Here is a 17869-nt window from a genome sequence, read left to right as displayed (position 1 = left end):
TTTTGGGTGGTTTAATATTGTCTTTAGTAACCTATTAAAACAATTCCTTTCAAGGGAAGTTGTAATCTTCCACTTATATATAAAGTTTCAAGAAATTGAAAAATAGATTTGAAATCATCACTATTATGATAATGATTTCGTACCGCTATTACTAAAAATTCAACATTCGGCATCATACATGCCTGAAAGATATCTTTTAAAAATTGGTTATTCCTATAACCTCTACCAGCTTCTACTTCAATTACTATTTTTCCATCTGCACTAACTGCATCTGCATCAAAAAACTTATCTATTCGATTATTGATTCCAAATAAAACTGGCACTTTTATCTTATCGTTAGTCAGTTTACTTTTCTCTACTCTAAAATTCAGTGCTTCTAAATCTTTTGAAATAACTTTTAAAACTCCGTCACTGCTAAGGTTATTATCAGGAGATTTTATACTCTCGTAATTCTTCTCAAAACACTCTATAACTGACTTAATTTCATCATTTATCCCAAATGAACGAGGAAACAGTTGATAAACTAGATGATATTCCATATTTAATTGACAAATAATTTATAATTGGATTTATTCTTAAATTTAGATTTTAAATATTTAAATTTTCTGAAATATAACATCTAAATGATACTGAATAAATTCTTTTTTAGGTAAATATTTTTGTGGCAAAGTCAAAGTTTGATTTTCTAAAGGGGCAAAATATTTATCATAATAAATCGCTTCTTTATTCTTCTTAATATTTTTAGAAAGTAATATTTTATATTGCTCATCAATACCTATTAATCCTTTATCAAAAGCCTTATCATATAAAGCAGAAAAACAAATTCCGTTTTCAGGGTTTAGTCTTTCTTCTTCATTTATTGACCAAGGAACGATGTGGCTAGCTACAAGTAACTCGGGAATATCAATTCCTGAAATAGCACATTTACCTGTATAATTAGAAATTACCATCTGCCTAAATACATTTTGATTTACTCTTGTTTTAATTTCTCTTAATTTCACTTCACCTTTAAGTTCTTTGATATCAAAAAATAGTTCTTCAAATTTTTGTTCAACAGTAAAATTTTCTTTTTCTGCTAAAATTTTTTCACTTAGAAAAATAAGTTCTTCTTGATTGTTAAAAAACTCATCCCAAATTGGCTGAACAATTTTTTTTCCTCCATCCATTCCTTTAATTCCTCTTGCTTTAAGAACAGGATCTACACTTGCGAAATTTACTAAACGTAAAGCTACAGAATTTGGAGTTCTACCAATTAAATGAGCTAAATAAATCACATCTTTATTTGTACTGTGCATTTTTCCAAAAGGAGTTTTTAAGTACAAATTAAATGCAAGTATCAACTCTTCCTTTGACCAAAGTTTTCGTTTCATTAGTTTTTAATTAATGTAAATTTATTACATAAAATCTACTTTTTTTAAAGATAAAAAATTTTATCAATAAAAAGCTTTAAACAAATATATCAAATCCTTTTCAAACATCATTACGGAAAAACGTATTGCGATAAAAATCATAAAACCCTATCATTTTTCTCCCAATCAAGTTAGGGTCAAGTTCTACTCAAGTTTTAGGTTTGTTCGTGGTTTGTTCGTAATTTATGGTACTTTTCCGAGGCTGATTCGAAGGAAACACGAACAAACCACGAACAAACCCCACAGAAAACCCGAATTTCACCCAACTTTGACTCGAAGATATGGAGTTAACAATAGTGCTCACACAGAAAAGTTTTTCAGCATTATTTCTACCTCTGCTTTCAGTTCTTGGATAAAACTTTCGGGCGCTAAAACTTGTAATCGCTTTGTGGTGGACAAAGACAAGACAATGCCAAGAACTTAGAATAAATAATAATGGGGAAATTAAAAAAAAGAAGTTTTCTTAAGTCTATAAAAAACAAAAACCGCCTCTCGAAAGAAGCGGTTTGTGGTTTCTCCAGGAATATGTATATCTTTCCAAACACCGATTGATAGGCAATTTTTTGGAAAGGGAGATTTTCAAGGTAACCGATTATTCCACCATGTGAAATACAACAATTTTTGCTTAAATCTTAGATTGTAAATTTATGAATATATTTTGAATTAAATACACTTAAAATTAATGTCTTTATCTCATTTTATGTTCCAATTTTCTATGGTGGGTAGTTCCGTTTTTTAAAACCACTTTTTCAAAAAAACAATTTTTCAAAATCACCTTTCACAATAGAAAAACGAGTTCCGAGTTTTTTCAAATCCTTTCCGACAGGAAGGCAAGAATTCTTTGAAACCCAATTTGAAAAATTGTGGGCACAAAGACACATCTTGCAACTAAAATTTTGTAGTAAGTTCGAAATTCTTTAGAAGTCTGAAAACGCAATGTGGATGGGCGTTCTAGAGGTTTTATACATTGTTAGGACGGATTTGCTTTTTAAAGAAAAAAACAGGAAAAGATATAGGTTTAGATTGTATCTTTTTTACCCAGGTTATAGGATTGGGTGTATCTAATTTACTCTGGTTAATGAGAAACCTGTGGTTAAATTACGCAGGTAAATTCGTACCAATATATTATTTTCGCAGGTTGTAAGAATTTTGATTTCTTAGGATTTTATAAGTTAACTTCAAGACTTTCTTAACAATTTTCAATCCTTCAAATAAACTTTCACTAACTCACTCTGCAACATCAAATCGTATCTACTTTTTATTAAGTTGTAATTCGCTTGAAGCCAAGAGTTTCGCACCATAAAAAAAGTGTAGGCATCCATCATTCCTTCTTTATATTTTTCTTCGGATTTTTGGAAGGACAGTTTTTGATTTTCAAAATTTTCTTCGAGGGCGTTGTATTTCTCCTGAGCGTTTCGGTATTGAATTTCGATAGTTTTAAGATTTTTCGTCAATTCTAAAACTACTTTGTCTTTTTCCATTGAAGTGTTTTCGGCGGAAAGTTTTGCGAGTTCTACTCTATTTTTAGTTTGAAAGCGATTAAAAATGGGAACATCTAAACCGAAAGAAACGTAATTATTTTTGTTTTGCTTAAACTGTTCTGAAAACTGATTTGCAGGTTGAGCTCCCAACTCTTTACTGAAAAAAGTTGACCATTGATACATTCCCGAAAGTCTTGGATAATAATCAGATTTTGCAAGTTCTATACTTTTTGAAGCAATTTCATTTTGCTTGATGGCATTCTGATAAAGTGGATTCTTTTCCAATAATTTTTGAACGAAATCTTCATTGTTGATAAGTACGTTTTCAGGATTTTCTTCATTTAAGACAAAGTCAATTTTATCATCCAACAAACCAATGGCGTTTTGAAGAATAATTCTTGAAAGTTCTTTTTGATTTTGTGCAGAAATCCATTGTTCCTTTATCGTTCCGAGATTGGCTTTGATGTCGTAAATATCACTTTTCGGACGGTTTCCAATTTCCACTTCTTTTTCGGTACGCTTGATCTGCTCCTCTATTCCTGAAATTTGGGTTTGCAAAACCTCTAACCACGCTTTGTCGTATTGATACTGAAAAAACTGTTGAATGACATTTAAAGAAATATCATTTTGTGCAGATTTTAATCGGTATTCCGAACTTTCTTTATTGAGTTTACTTAAGCTAATTTCTCCATAATTTTTCCAATTAAATAGTTCAACCGGCATTGAAATCCTGAATTGGTCGTATTGCGTATTCAAGGTTTTTCTTGAATTTGTGGAAGGGTCAATCGTGGAACCAAAACTGTAATTGTGATTGATTCCCGCATTCACAGAAGGCAAAAGATTTCCTTTTGCAATAGCAATATTGCGGTCGGATTTCTGAACTTCAAGAATGCTTTGCTTGATTAAAGAATGATTCTTTAATGCATAATCCAAGGATTTTTGCAAAGTCCAATTTTGGGCAAAAATTGCTGAAGAAATGAATATTAAAATATATTTTAAAGTTTTCATAGGCTATTTTTTTGACACATTAGTCACATAAGTTTCTAGGCTTCTATGCTTCATATTTTAGAGCTCATTAGTTTGAAAATCTTTGATTTTCATCTTTTGTGAACTTTTTGTGTCCTATATTCTTTCTAATGTGACTAATGTGTTTAATTTCTTATTCTTCCCGTAGGTTTCACCAACGGCTATTCATATTGAACTCTTCGAGTTCTGATAATCTTTATCTTTTTATTCCGTGAGATTCTCTCACGGCTATTATTCACAGTTTATTTAATTGTTTTTTGGAGTTCGTCAGTTCGCTTCGCTCGTGTCAAATTGAACTCTTCGAGTTCTGCACACGCAAAAAATCTTCGGACTTCCGTCTTCCATCTTCCATCTTACTCGTATTTAAGATATTTCACCAAGTTGACTTGCGTCGCACGATACGCTTTGACGCTCACCACAGCGAAAGTCAAAAGCAACAAAATCACAAAACTTAAAACGTAAGGAAACCAAGGCATTTCTATTCTGTATGCGAAATCTTTCAACCATTCATTCATAAAATAATAACTTATTGGAATGCTTATTAACACCGCTATTGCAGAAATGATCAAGAATTTTTTCGTTAAATCTAAAACGATTGATTTTTCTGATGCTCCCAATATTTTTTTGATGGCGACATCTTTCAACTTTTGCTCAATCAATAATGATGAAAGTGCGAATAAACCGAGTAATGCTACAATTAAAACCACAGAATTCAGAATTGTGAACAGTATTCTCTGTTTTTTAAACTGCTCAAAAGTTTTGGCAAAATGTTTATCTACAAAATGATAATCAAAAGGATATCCCGGTTCTGCTTTTTCTTTCCAAAACTTTTCAATTCTTTTCAAAGTTCCTTCAATATCATCTTTTGAAACTTTTATTTGAAGATTATGCATATTGTTTTTAGCCCAATTTCGCTCGTAATTAAAGAATGCAACCGGAACAACAGGCGCGTGAACTCCTTGAAAATAGAAATCCTTTACCACACCAATAACCTTATATTTCTTTTTTCCGTCCCAACCCGGAATAAATTCCTTTTCCAGAGCATTTTCATTATTCCAACCCATTTGTTTTGCAAAAGTTTCATTAATTACTGCACCGGAAATCGTATCAGAAGTCTTTCGCAAATCAAAATCACGACCTGAAGCAAACTTTATTTTGTAAAATTTAAAATAATTTAATTCTATCGCTCCTAAACCTGCACTATTAATCACTTTTGTTGTATCCTCCGCATTTTTTACAGAAGACATATTGGTATAACCGTTTCCAATCGTAAGAACAGAACCTGTGACATCGGTAACGCCACGAATATTTTTAACTTCGTTTCTCAGTCTCTCGTATTTATTCTTGTTGAAATCTTTTTGTCGCCAATCGGTTTTTTTGAAATCTATTTGAATGGTTTGGTCGCCTTTGAATCCCAAATCTTTATTCATCATATGATTCACTTGTGAATTGATAATCAATGAAGAAATAATGAAAAAAGAAGATATAATTAATTGTAAAGTTAGAATTGAATTTCTTAGAAAAACACCGTGACTGCTTCTTGAAAAGTTTCCCTTCAAAGTATTAATAGGTTTAAAATTGGAAAGATAAATTGCCGGAATAATTCCTGAAAGCAACGAAAGGAATATCACTATTAGTAACGCATAACCATATAAATTAAGATTTTCAATTTGGATTTCCTTACCTAAAAATTTGCTGTAAAACGGCAGTAAAAGTTCGACCAAAGCGAAAGCAAGAAAACAGGAAAATACACAAAGGATAAATGTTTCCAACAAAAATTGTAGAATCAATTGATTTTTGGTGCTTCCAATCGCTTTTCTGACGCCAACTTCTTTCGCACGTTGTGAACTTTGAGCGGTTTTTAAGTTTATTAAATTGATTGCAGATAAAACCAAAATCAACACCGAAAGTCCCATTAAAATCAAAATATTTTTCTTGTCGCCTTTATCAATTCCTCCGCCTTGTGCATCCAATTTCATCGTGCTTAAAGATGTCAAGAAAACTTCGGTTTTATTCTTTTCATCATACTTTTCTCCCCATTTCTCAGACATTATTTTTTCCTCTTTCTGCAATTGGTTTGATAATTTGTCTTGTAAAGCAACAACATCTGTATTGGGTTTCAGTTTAAAAAATCCGATGTAACTAAAGTTCAACCATTGGTCTTTATTGTCTTTAATGCCTTCAGGACGCGTAAGATAACCCGGTTTAAAAACCGTGTTTGAATTTGGCAACTTATATACCGCAGAAATGAGATAGGACTTACCATTATTGTCCTGAACAACGGTCTTTCCAATACAATTTTTATAATTTTTACCAAAAAGTAGTTTTGCAGTTTCTTCGGAGAGGGCAATTTGATTGTCATTTTGCAATGCATCCTTATAATTTCCTGCAATTTTTTCGTATGGAAAAAACTCAAAATATGAACTTGTAGCACTTCCCGCATCTACATAACAGGAAATATTTCCATAATTAAGGCGTTGCTTATTTCCATACCAAATGTTACCGATAGCGAAATCCTCAATTTCCTTAAATCTTTCCTTAGAAACCTCCAACATTGGGTAACTTGAACTTGTCATATATCCAAATGCAGAATTTTTGTATTCCAACATAAAGATATTTTCTTTGTTCGGAACCCATTTCTCGTAAGATTTTTCATCCAACCAATTGATGAAAACCAATAGAAAAATTGCCAATCCAAAACTTAAACCGAGAATGTTAATGAGCGTGGAAAGCCAATTTTTTCGGTAGTTTGCGAATGCTATTTTGAGCCAATTACTTAACATAGTTTTATTTGTTTCAGGTTTCAATTTTCAATTTGTAGTGCCATTTTTTGACACATTAGTGACATAAGTTTTTTTTAATTCTCATACTTCTGATTTAGAACACATTAGTTTGAAATCTTCGATTTTTTACCTTATGTGAACTTTTTTGCGCATTGTATTTCTTCTAATGTGACTAATGTGTTGAGAAACTATTCGTATTTAAGATATTTAACCAAGTTCACTTGCGTTGCACGATACGCTTTGATGCTCACAACTGCAAAAGTCAAAAGCAGTAAAATCACAAAACTCAAAACATACGGAAACCAAGGCATTTCAATTCTGTAAGCGAAATCTTTCAGCCACTCATTCATAAAATAATAACTGATAGGAATACTGATTAACACGGCGATTGCAGAAATTACCAAGAATTTTTTCGTTAAATCTAAAACGATTGATTTTTCGGAAGCACCCAATGTTTTTTTGATGGCGACGTCTTTAAGTTTTTGTTCGATTAATAATGATGAAAGTGCGAATAAACCGAGTAATGCGACGGTGAGAACGATGATGTTTAGTATCGTGAAAAGTGTTTGTTGTTTTTGATATTTCTCAAAGGTTTTGGCGAATTCTTTATTTACAAATGAGTAATTGAAAGGATATCCTGGTTCTGCTTTTGTTTCCCAAAAATTTTTGATTCTTGAAACGGTTCCATCAATATCATTTTTATTGAGTTTTACTTCCATAAAATACATATTATTCCTTTTCCATTCGGTTACAAAATAGTGGAAGAAAACTACTGCAGGCGTTTCACCCTTTACATTCCATAAATTGTAATCTTTCACTATGCCAATGATTTTATATTGTTTATCGTCAAATCCCGGTTTCAGTTCATTTTTCAACGCATCATCTGCAGTCCAACCCATTTGTTTAACAAAAGTTTCGTTTACCAATACTGTATTTATGGTGTCGGATGAATATTTTGGCGAAATATTTCTTCCTTTTACCAATTTCATATCAAAGAAATCTAGGAAGTTATAATCCATTGCACCGTGTTGTGCGGTTACGCTTTTATTGCGCCAATCCATATTAGATGAACTTCCCCCTGTTGTTGGTGTTGCTTCTCCAAAAGTCACATCTTCTACTCCGTTTATTTTTTTGAGTTCGGTTTTTAGACGTTCATATTTTTTATAACTCAAATCTTTTGTACTGTAATAAATGGTAATAACCTGATTTCCATTGAATCCTAAATCTTTATTCATCATATATTTCACCTGTTGATGAATGATGATTCCGCCAATGATGAAGAATGAAGAAATAATCAATTGTAAGGTGAGGATTCCGTTTCGCAACCAAACACCGTGACTGCTTCTTGAGAAATTTCCCTTCAAAGTATTAATTGGTTTAAAATTAGAAAGGTAAATAGCAGGAATTAACCCCGAAAACAAGACTACAAGAAAAGTCATTATCGCAGAATAAGAATAAATTGTCCAATCATTCATCGCCATTTCTTTATCCAAAAACTTGTTGTAGGAAGGTAAAAGCAACTCCACTAAAACCAATGAAAGGAAGTAAGCGAAGACGCAAATCAGCATTGCTTCAACCAAAAACTGAAAAATCAATTGGGTTTTCGTGCTTCCAATCGCTTTTTTCACACCGACTTCTTTTGCGCGTTGCGAACCTTGAGCGGTTTTTAGATTGATGAAATTAATGGCTGAAAGAATCAAAATCAAGACTGATAATCCAAATAATATTTTGATGGTTTTATAATCTGCTTTACCCTTGAAACCTGATTTTGCCTCTAATCTTGTCTTATCTAAACGAGTGAGATAAAATTCGTTCGGACCGTATTTAGTAAGCATTTCTTCAAGCGTTACATTTTCTTTTTGCAACTGTTCTTTCGGGTATCTTTTCTTAATAAGAACTTTTTCAAAAATATCTTTTTCAACATTTGTAATATTTGAATTCGGCTTTATTTTGACCAATGCTTGATATGAATTATTTCCCCAATTTTGATAACCTTTCTTAATGTTTTCGCGGTCATCTTTCATCGTTTGCGAAAGCACGACATAATTTGGCTTCACTACAGAATTACCTTTTGGCAAAGTATAAACTGCAGTTACGATGTATTTTGCATCGCTCAATGTCAATTCTTTTCCTACAGGATTTTCGTCCCCAAAAAGTTGTTGGCTCAATTTATCCGACAATGTAATTTTGTTGTAATCACTCAAAGCACCTTTGTAAGAGCCAAACTTTAGTTTAAAAGGGAAAAAATTAAAGAAACTTTCCGAAGTTGATTCACCTTCTTTTACATACTGACTTTTACCGCTATTAGTTTTCATCAAACCTTCTCTATTGTCATAAGCAAACATTACAAAATCTTCAATTTCGGGAAGTTCGTCGGTTGCGGTTTTTGTCATTTGGTAAGACATATTATTGTTCGTCCAATCTTCCGTTTTATAATATTGTTGAAGAAAATAAATATCTTTTCTCTGAGGATTCCACTGTTCGTAACTCGCTTCATCATTCCAATGAAGCAGAATCAGCATAAATCCGGTCAAGCCCAAAGTCAATCCAAAAAGATTGATGAATGTGGAAAGCCAATTCTTTTTATAGTTGATGAATGCTATTTTGAGCCAATTTTTAAGCATAACAATTTTTGCTTTTTAGTTTTTTTTGAAACCTAACAAGTTTCAGAAACTTGTTAGGTTTACTTTAGTATATAGAATGAATGTTTGATTTTAAAGTGCCAAATCTTCCTGAGATTTTTCAAAATAATCCTTTGTTCTATCCGAAATTTGCTCGTTGAAAATTTCGCCGTCCTTCATATTGATAATTCTTGAGGAAAAACCTGCATCGTAAGAAGAGTGCGTCACCATAACAATTGTAGAACCTTCTCTGTGCAATTCTGCGAGTAGATTCATCACTTCGTTTCCGTTGTTGCTGTCCAAGTTTCCCGTTGGTTCGTCGGCAAGAATGAGTTTTGGTTTCGTTACCAATGCTCTTGCAACCGCAACTCTCTGTTGTTGACCGCCTGAAAGTTGTTGTGGACAATGTTTTCCGCGATGGTCTATTTGGATTTTCTGCATAATTTCATTGACACGCTTTTTTCTTTCGGAAGAAGGAACGCCGTTGTAAAGCAATGGCAACTCAATGTTTTCAAAAACAGAAAGTTCATCAATCAAATTAAAATTTTGAAAGATAAAACCAATGTTTTTCTTTCTTAAAACCGATTTTGTTTTCTCGGTTGTTCCAACAACTTCGTTATTTAGAAACTTGTAAGAACCGCTTGAAGCGTGGTCTAAAAGTCCTAAAATATTAAGCAAAGTAGATTTTCCGCAACCTGAAGGTCCCATTATTGCGACAAATTCGCCTTCATTTATTTTTAGACTTACTTTGTTTAATGCGGTAGTTTGCACTTCGTCGGTGCGGTATATTTTTGAGAGGTTTTCTGTGGTAATCATTTTATTTGAAATTTGAGATTGATTTTATTTCGTGTACACTTTTGCAAGAGAGGTTACTTCTTGATTCAGATTTTGATATTTCAAATTTTCAAGATAGACTTTTGCAGTACTTGTTGCTTCCACATTGATTTTATTGGTTGTTCCGCTTAACTTTACTTTTGAGGCGGAAGTTGCTTCTACATCAATATTTTTGGCTTGAACATTCGCATCAATTCCCGAGGCACTTGTTGAAACTATGTTTAGTTTTTCAGCAAAAATATTTCCTGAAATTTGACCTGCACTGTGCAAATTCAAAGCGAGTTTATCCAATTTAAAATCGTCCGAAATAAAAATTCTTCCTGCACTTGAAGCATCTAATTTTTTAAAATCATTGGTATAAACAGTGACTTCAGTTTTTACGTTTTGTAGTGAGCTATTATTGTCATATTTCACTTTCAATATGCCATTTTCAGAAGAAACTACAATTAATCCAAGTGCATTTGAGTTCACGACCACTTTTTGCTTGTCAGATTTTTTAATGAAAAATTTCATTCCTGAATTGGCTCTGATTTCTGAAAAGTGGGAGACAAAAAACTCGCGACTTTCCATCGGTTTTGAGGAATAATTTTCTGCTGAATTATAATCAGAATTTTGATAATTTCCGTAGGAGCCATTTCCATCGGTTTTAATGGTAAAGCACGAACTCAGAGTAAGATTTACTAATAAGGTGAGAATAATAGTTTTCATTTTTTTAATTTTATTTTAGAAATATATTGACGATGTAGAGAATGGCTTCAAGAATTAGGGTGATCATATTTTTTTGAATTTTTAAAAAGTTGCCGCAGGCGCAGTAGAATTTTCCAATTTCTTTTGAATCTGCAGTTTTTTACCGCTTGAAAGATCGTAACTCAAACCGAGAACAAACATATTTTTGTTGTTAAAAATTTGAGTGTGTTGCGTGTAATTAACCAAACTTTCAGACTGACTTTTGGTTTTGTATTCTGATGGCATTCCAATCCAATACATTCCTGCTGTAAAAGACCATTCCCTCAATTTATAACTTGCAAAGAAATGGCTCGCATTTTCGTTTGTTGAAAGAAATGCACCATTAATTGTGTAATAAGGAATGTTGAACTGATATTGTGCGGAAAACGATTTATACTCTGTTGAAATATTAAAATAATTTCCGATATAATTATTTTTGAATGTGTATCCTCTGCTTGTCGTCAATTGTTCAGTAGCAGGAGCAACAACCATTTTTACAACCAAGAGATTATTACCGAAAGGTTTTACCGAACCTGTTAATTGAATTCCGTATTGCTGTGAATTTTTTGCATTTTCATAAGTCAGTAAATAACCGTCGACATTTTGATTTAAAACATAATATTGATTGCTTGCACGATTTCTAAACCAATAAAAAGCATTTGCATTCAGGTCAAAATACTTTGAATTGAAGGAATAAACCAAATTATTTCCAAAGGAATGCTGCGATTTCAAATATGGATTTCCTGTTCTTACAATATTCGGAACTACTTGCACAACATTACTGCTCAAAGCATCACTGCTAGGACTTTGTGGAATATAACTGCTCGAAAATCGAATACTCTGATTATTTTTCAATTGATATCCTAAAACAATTTTCGGAGTGAAAGCCCATTCATCAAAAGTAGTTTCCGCACTTTTATTGTGAATATTGGTCAATCCTAAACCAAGTCTGTAAGTGAATTTATCTTTCTTCCCTGAATATTCGGTGTAAAGATATTGTTGAAGATAATTTACGGTGTAATTTGAATTTCCCGCCAAATTCTGCAAATCGTTCGAAATGGAATTATTGGAAATTCGATATCCCGAATTTAATTTTCCTTTTTCAAAACTGTGGGAATGTGCTACTTCTGCTACAATTCCATTTTGTTTCGCTTTCAAAATCATATCGTTGTTGAAAACATCTTGATTGGAATTTAAAATCCATTCTCTGTCAAATTGTGTGGAATTGGTGTCGTAATGCGAACCAACTAAATTCAAACTCAATTCATCTTTTTTACCGATATTTTTAGAATAGTATAAATCCAAAGTCGGATTCAAGTAATTGGAGGCACGATTGTGAACAGTTCCGTGCTCATTTTGTAGATTTCCCTGCGAGAAAACACTTTGTCCGTTTCCATTGCTGAAAGAATCACTAATATTTAAGTTCAGTTTGGCTTGAAAAGCATATTTTCCTGTTTCTGCATTGGTGTATCTTGCGGTAATGTTTTGGTCGGTGTATCCAAAATGGTCTTTCTGTTGTTCAGCAGAGCGATAACGAAGATTATTTAGGTCGTATTCGTAGATTTTATCAACAATCCGGTTGTCGTAATCTCGGAGATTGATATTGTATTCCAATCCGAAATCATTTTTGCCTTTGGTATAATTTCCATAAGCAGAGCCATTTACAAAACCCGTTATAAAAGCCGAAGTAATATCTGCGCCGTAACTGTAGCCTTTTTCAGGATTTCTCGTCACAATATTGACCACAGTATCTGCTCTTGTCACAAACCTTGTTGGTGGAATGTCAAAATATTCAACCCTCACCACATTGGTTGGTGCAATGCTTTTTATTTGGTTGTCGCTTGCTTCGATTCCGTTTATCAAAAACAAGATTTTTCCGCCTTTAATGCTTGTTACAGTATTTGAAATCGGGTCTAATTGCAATTCGGGAAGTGTTGTCAACAAATCTTTGGAATGTCTCGCTTTTTCCAATGCTTCTTTATCGAAAGTGTAATTAGCGTGATCAGAAAATTGTTTTTTCTTTTGAGATTTCAATAAAACTTCCTGAATTTCTTTCGTTTTTAAAATAGAATCGGAAGGATTTCTTTCTTGGGAATATCCCAAAAATGGGGCTAAACCAATGGCAAGTATAAGTAGTTTTTTCATAATTCTTTTTTAATAAAGACAATACAGTTAGCGGTATTATTACAATTACTTTTTAATATTAAGTTCTTCATAATTTTTAAAATCACCATAATCCGACACGATTACTTTTTCGCCCGCTTTTAATCCCAAAGTTACTTCGTAATACATTTGGTTTTCACGGTTTAGTTGAATATTTCGTTTTACTGCGTTGTCACCTTGAATCACGAAAATCCATTTCCCTGAGGTGTCTTTGTAGAAATTTCCTTTGGAAATCATTTCGCTTTGCGTGTCTTGCGAAAGTTTCAATTTTACGCCGAAAGTCATCCCGATTTTCAAATTATTTGGCTTTTCATCCACAAATCCGAGTTCGGCAGAAAACTGTCCGTCTTTTACTTCAGGCAGAATTTTAGTGACTATGATTTCGTAAGTTTTATCATTGCTTTCCAAAGTCCCTTTGATTCCGACTTGAAGTTTATTGATGTAGTATTCATCCACTTTTGCAACGAGTTTATAACCGTCCATCAAATCAATCTTTCCGATACTTTCACCGCTTGTCAAATTTTGTCCCAATGAAATGTTGAATGAAGACAACCTTCCGGAAACAGGCGCTAAAATCAAGAAATTGTTCTTGTTGTTCTTCAAAACATTCAGACTTTTCTGCATTTGATTGATGGAATTACTAATTGCGGAAATTTGCTGATTTCGGGAGTTTCTTTCGTTTACTAATCCTTGTTCTGTAATATTTTTTCTTTTTTGCTGATAGTTCAGGTTTTGAGAAGCCATATCGTAATCGGTTTTTTTGCCAATTTCAGCATCATAAAGTCGCTTTTGAAGATTAAAATTTTGCAAAGCCACATTATAATCGTTTTGTGCTTGAAGCAATTCTTTATTTTGGTTGAATTCTTGGTTTTTCAGTTCTAAAAGTGAATTTCTCATCTGCGAAATCTGTTGCATAATTCCCGTCTCTTGATTCAGATAATTAAATTCCGTATTCGGATTGTATACTCTCGCCAAAGGTGCTCCTTTGTTGACCAATTGTCCGTCTTCTGCATAAATTTCCTTTACAGCACCACCTTCCAAAACATTTACCAAAGAAGAATTCAGCGATTGCGTTTGAGCGGTAATCAGCATTACATCTTCAAATTTACCGAAAGTGACTTCCGAAATTTGAATGTCTTCCGCTTTCACATTATAGGTTTTCTTTTGTTTCAAAAAATAAAAAGCAGAAATCCCCAAAAAAGCCAAAGCCAAAACGCCAATTAAAATTATTTTGAATTTAGATTGTTTTTTCTCTATTTTCGTATCCATTATACGTTTCTGATTTATAAATAATTACACTATTGTTATACCATTAAAAAATGAGTTTGTAAGTTATTGATTTATAAGATGTACAAAAATTGAATGAGACAAAAAGTGTTCATTTTCGGACAGTAGGTGTACAGAAACGGACAATGAAAGTTTAAATGAGAAAGAAAGAAGCCACTATTTTAATTGTTGACGACGACGAAGACATTCTTTTTTCGGCGAGAGTTTGGTTGAAAAAATTCTTTGAGGAAGTGATTACCATCAATTCACCAAAGAAAATAATTTCCGCTCTTAATGAAAATAATGTTGATGTCATTCTTTTGGATATGAACTTTCGTCGCGGTTTTGAGGACGGAAAAGAAGGTTTATATTGGCTAAAAGAAATTCAGGAAATCAACAAAAATATTCCTGTGATTTTAATGACGGCTTATGGAGAAGTGGAACTCGCTGTGGAAGCTCTGAAAAAGGGCGCAACCGATTTTATACTAAAACCGTGGAACAATGAAAAACTTTATGCTTCTGTAAATCTTGCCGTAGATATTTCCCGAAAAAACAAAAAACTTCAACAGTGGGAAAACCTGCAAACCTCAATTTCTGAATACAATTTGGAAACGAAATCCCCAAAAATGCAGGAAGTGATGAAAACTTTGAAAAAAGTTTCGCCAACCGACGCCAACATTTTGCTTTTGGGCGAAAATGGAACAGGAAAATTTGTTTTGGCAGAATACATTCACAAAAATTCTAAACGAAATAGTGAACCTTTTGTTCATATCGATTTAGGTTCTCTTTCTGAAAATTTGTTTGAAGCAGAACTTTTCGGCTATGCGAAAGGTGCATTTACAGATGCAAAAACAGATAAAGCAGGAAAAATAGAAAATGCCAATGGCGGAACAGTTTTTCTAGATGAAATTGGGAATCTTTCGCCTCAATTACAGCAAAAAATCCTGACTTTAATTCAAACCAAAAAACTGACGAGAATTGGCGAGAACAAAGAACGGTTTTTAGATATTCGATTTATTTTTGCAACCAATGCAGATTTGAAAAAGTTTGTTGGTGAAGGTAAGTTCCGAGAAGATTTGTATTATAGAATCAATACCGTAGAAATTGAAATTCCACCGTTGAGGGAAAGAAAGGAAGATTTGCAAAACTTGTCTGAATTTTTCATTCAAAAATATCAGAAAAAATACGCGAGAGAAGATTTGGAATTTGAAAATGATGAGGAACTTACAAATTATCATTTTCCGGGAAATATTCGTGAATTGGAACACACTATTGAACGAGCGATTATTCTTTCGGAAGACGGAAAAATTAATCTCGCATTGCAAAACAATCCTATTTCAGCATCCGAAAATTTAACTTCATTAAATTTGGAGGAAATGGAAGAAAAAATGATTGCAAACGCCTTGAAAAAATACAAAGGAAACATCTCTCTTGCTTCTGAAGCGTTGGGATTGACGAGAGCTTCGCTTTATAGAAGAATGGAAAAATTTGGTTTATAAGATGAAAATGGCGGTTTCTTTTCAGTGGATAATCTTGGTGCTTTTGTGCATTGTTTTTCTGTTTTTCGGATATGATTTTTTTATTGCCAAAAAGTATATCACTGCTTTACTTTTTTCGGGAATTGGGTTTTTGTTTTTGGGGTATTCTTGGATTTTACTCAACCAAAAAATCGCTGAAACCGAGAAGATCATCACTTCCATCCGAAGAAAAGATTTTACACTTTTCCCAAAGGAAGATGATACTAATGAACTGAAAAATGAAGCCGTAAAACTTTACTATCAAGCCAAAAACGAGAACACGCAACTCACTTCCTTCAAATTATTGTACGAAAATATTTTGGCTAAACAGGAAATTGGTTTCCTAATTCTAAATAAAACTTCAACAGAAAACGATTGGAAAGTTTTCTTTTGCAATCCTACATTTCTCAACATTTTGCAAGTTCCGAAATACAATGATTGGGATTTCTACAAAGAAAAATCTCCTAATTTTTATAATTTAATTGAAAGTACAAATTATCGAGATTCTCAAGAATTCATTGATATTTCCGTGAAGGAAAGTTCAAAACAATCCTTTTCAATCCGCACAACGAGAATTGAAAGTCCTGACCAAATTTTCTGCGTAGTTTCATTGGAATCGGTTCAGAAAATCATCGATAAAAAAGAAAAATTAGCTTGGAATAATTTAATGAAAGTGATTTCTCACGAACTTTTAAACACTTTGACACCCGTAAACAGTTTGATTCAAAATTTGGAATATCTCGCCGAACAAGATGAGTTGAATAAAGATGACCAAGATGAAATGAAAGGCAGTCTGCAAATCATCAACTCCAAATCACAGCAATTACTCCATTTCATCGACAGTTATAGACAAGTTGCAGAATTACCAAAACCAAAAAAATCACTCTTCAATCTGAAAATCACGATTGAAAATGTGCTAAAAATTTTTGATAGTGAGTTTAAAAGTAAAAATATCAAAACGCATCTGAACATCGCCGAACTCAATCTGAATGCAGACGAAAAAATGTTGGAAAGGGTTTTGGTAAATCTTTTAACCAATTCAATGAACGCTTTAATTCGTGCTGATAAAAAAGAAATCTCCATTGAAACTCAATATCTGAACAACCGAACCGTCATAAGAATTCAGGATTCAGGAGAAGGAATAAACGATAAAATTCAGGACAAAATTTTCCTGCCTTTTTTCACAACAAGACAGAATGGTTCCGGAATCGGTTTGACCTTGGCGAAATCCATTATGGAAGCGCATAACGGATATATTGTGTACAGAAATGTGGAAGGAGGAAGTGTGTTTGAGGCTTGGTTTGTTTAGAGAATTTCCTTGGGAAATTATAACTAATTACATGGTGTTGTGGTATCAGAAAAATGCGAAATATAAAAAGTTCTAAAAGGGCTTTTTGTGATTTCTCAAGACTATGCACCAATGTATTTCTGTGACGTTAAATGATTCAGAAATTATAACTAGCAAAGGTAAGTGATTAATTTTGATTGTGGTTAATTATCCAATACATACAACAAGATGGCAAACGCATCTAAAAATTTAGTAATTTTTTGAAATAATTGCTATCCCATCCGGCTTTCAGGCGTTTCCCTTGCTCACCACTTTTAATGTTTTCCCGTTTTTTAGCAGATTCAGGGCGATCTTGTTGAGCAGCGAAAAGCTTTGTGAGTCATTCGCTGTCCTTTTTGGTCGCGATCGTGACAATGCTCTTCTCGACAAACAACAAATCCAAGATTTCGGGTATGGCCACAATTTCATTACTTCTTTCCTCCGTCTTTACCTGACCTAGACTAATTTTGTTCAGACCCGCCCATGCGTTTACGGTGTGCAACATTCGAACCGGATACTTTATTTTCGCAAGTTGTAAGAATTTTGATTTTTTTAAGAATTTATGAACTAACTTCAAGAATCTGTCAAAAATTTTTCAAAAGAAAAAGAAAAAAAGAAAGTCCTCCACTCTCGTGGAAGGAAAATGTGCTGCAATATTTTTTCAGAAAAATTTTGGGGCTAAATTTTTAATGACACAAAACTTTTTCAGAAAAACC

General features: G+C 32.9%; 11 protein-coding genes. 2 read left to right on the top strand and 9 right to left on the bottom strand.

Annotated elements, in window-relative coordinates:
- Positions 1–23: 23 nt before the first annotated feature.
- The 9 genes from KKQ76_RS01660 to KKQ76_RS01620 all read right to left on the bottom strand — a co-directional run bounded on the left by KKQ76_RS01660 (position 24) and on the right by KKQ76_RS01620 (position 14312).
- Complete coding sequence (locus tag KKQ76_RS01660) at positions 24–539, bottom strand: hypothetical protein (protein ID WP_213195544.1); 516 nt, start codon at positions 537–539, stop codon at positions 24–26.
- Between the two features lie 57 nt (positions 540–596).
- Positions 597–1370 (bottom strand): HNH endonuclease, encoded by a 774-nt coding sequence (locus KKQ76_RS01655; protein WP_213195543.1) that lies wholly within the window; start codon positions 1368–1370, stop codon positions 597–599.
- 1238 nt (positions 1371–2608) lie between these two features.
- Positions 2609–3898 carry a TolC family protein gene (locus KKQ76_RS01650; RefSeq protein WP_099513103.1) on the bottom strand — a complete coding sequence of 430 codons (1290 nt, stop codon included), beginning with the start codon at positions 3896–3898 and terminating at the stop codon, positions 2609–2611.
- Between the two features lie 371 nt (positions 3899–4269).
- The gene (locus KKQ76_RS01645) at positions 4270–6699 is read right to left on the bottom strand and encodes an FtsX-like permease family protein (protein ID WP_213195542.1); all 2430 of its coding nucleotides are present in this window, start codon (positions 6697–6699) and stop codon (positions 4270–4272) included.
- A 188-nt stretch (positions 6700–6887) separates the two neighbouring features.
- A complete protein-coding gene (locus tag KKQ76_RS01640) occupies positions 6888–9323 on the bottom strand; it encodes an ABC transporter permease (protein ID WP_213195541.1) in 2436 nt (811 codons plus the stop codon).
- Between the two features lie 90 nt (positions 9324–9413).
- On the bottom strand, positions 9414–10136 hold the full coding sequence (locus KKQ76_RS01635; RefSeq protein WP_213195540.1) for an ABC transporter ATP-binding protein: 723 nt from the start codon (positions 10134–10136) through the stop codon (positions 9414–9416).
- Positions 10137–10160: 24 nt separating this feature from the next.
- Positions 10161–10862 (bottom strand): GIN domain-containing protein, encoded by a 702-nt coding sequence (locus KKQ76_RS01630; protein WP_213195539.1) that lies wholly within the window; start codon positions 10860–10862, stop codon positions 10161–10163.
- A gap of 81 nt (positions 10863–10943) precedes the next feature.
- Positions 10944–13025 carry an outer membrane beta-barrel protein gene (locus KKQ76_RS01625; RefSeq protein WP_213195538.1) on the bottom strand — a complete coding sequence of 694 codons (2082 nt, stop codon included), beginning with the start codon at positions 13023–13025 and terminating at the stop codon, positions 10944–10946.
- A 45-nt stretch (positions 13026–13070) separates the two neighbouring features.
- Complete coding sequence (locus KKQ76_RS01620; protein WP_213195537.1) at positions 13071–14312, bottom strand: efflux RND transporter periplasmic adaptor subunit; 1242 nt, start codon at positions 14310–14312, stop codon at positions 13071–13073.
- Positions 14313–14467: 155 nt separating this feature from the next.
- On the opposite strand from KKQ76_RS01620, the gene KKQ76_RS01615 reads away from it, so the two are divergent.
- Entirely contained in the window at positions 14468–15808 is a 1341-nt protein-coding gene (locus tag KKQ76_RS01615) for a sigma-54-dependent transcriptional regulator (RefSeq protein ID WP_123904331.1), read from the top strand.
- A gap of 1 nt (position 15809) precedes the next feature.
- The gene (locus KKQ76_RS01610) at positions 15810–17135 is read left to right on the top strand and encodes a sensor histidine kinase (RefSeq protein ID WP_213195536.1); all 1326 of its coding nucleotides are present in this window, start codon (positions 15810–15812) and stop codon (positions 17133–17135) included.
- The last annotated feature ends 734 nt before the right edge of the window (positions 17136–17869 follow it).

It is taken from the genome of Cloacibacterium caeni, from assembly GCF_907163105.1.
Taxonomy (GTDB): domain Bacteria; phylum Bacteroidota; class Bacteroidia; order Flavobacteriales; family Weeksellaceae; genus Cloacibacterium; species Cloacibacterium caeni_A.
The sequence above is the reverse complement of the archived record's forward strand: the minus strand, read 5'-3'. Positions and strand labels throughout refer to the sequence as shown.

Excerpts from the sequence above, each read along its gene's own strand:
- KKQ76_RS01645 (WP_213195542.1), bottom strand. The coding sequence starts at position 6,699 with ATGTTAAGTAATTGGCTCAAAATAGCATTCGCAAACTACCGAAAAAAT.
- KKQ76_RS01610 (WP_213195536.1), top strand. The coding sequence starts at position 15,810 with ATGAAAATGGCGGTTTCTTTTCAGTGGATAATCTTGGTGCTTTTGTGC.
- KKQ76_RS01620 (WP_213195537.1), bottom strand. The coding sequence starts at position 14,312 with ATGGATACGAAAATAGAGAAAAAACAATCTAAATTCAAAATAATTTTA.
- KKQ76_RS01625 (WP_213195538.1), bottom strand. The coding sequence starts at position 13,025 with ATGAAAAAACTACTTATACTTGCCATTGGTTTAGCCCCATTTTTGGGA.
- KKQ76_RS01640 (WP_213195541.1), bottom strand. The coding sequence starts at position 9,323 with ATGCTTAAAAATTGGCTCAAAATAGCATTCATCAACTATAAAAAGAAT.
- KKQ76_RS01655 (WP_213195543.1), bottom strand. The coding sequence starts at position 1,370 with ATGAAACGAAAACTTTGGTCAAAGGAAGAGTTGATACTTGCATTTAAT.
- KKQ76_RS01630 (WP_213195539.1), bottom strand. The coding sequence starts at position 10,862 with ATGAAAACTATTATTCTCACCTTATTAGTAAATCTTACTCTGAGTTCG.
- KKQ76_RS01660 (WP_213195544.1), bottom strand. The coding sequence starts at position 539 with ATGGAATATCATCTAGTTTATCAACTGTTTCCTCGTTCATTTGGGATA.
- KKQ76_RS01615 (WP_123904331.1), top strand. The coding sequence starts at position 14,468 with ATGAGAAAGAAAGAAGCCACTATTTTAATTGTTGACGACGACGAAGAC.
- KKQ76_RS01635 (WP_213195540.1), bottom strand. The coding sequence starts at position 10,136 with ATGATTACCACAGAAAACCTCTCAAAAATATACCGCACCGACGAAGTG.
- KKQ76_RS01650 (WP_099513103.1), bottom strand. The coding sequence starts at position 3,898 with ATGAAAACTTTAAAATATATTTTAATATTCATTTCTTCAGCAATTTTT.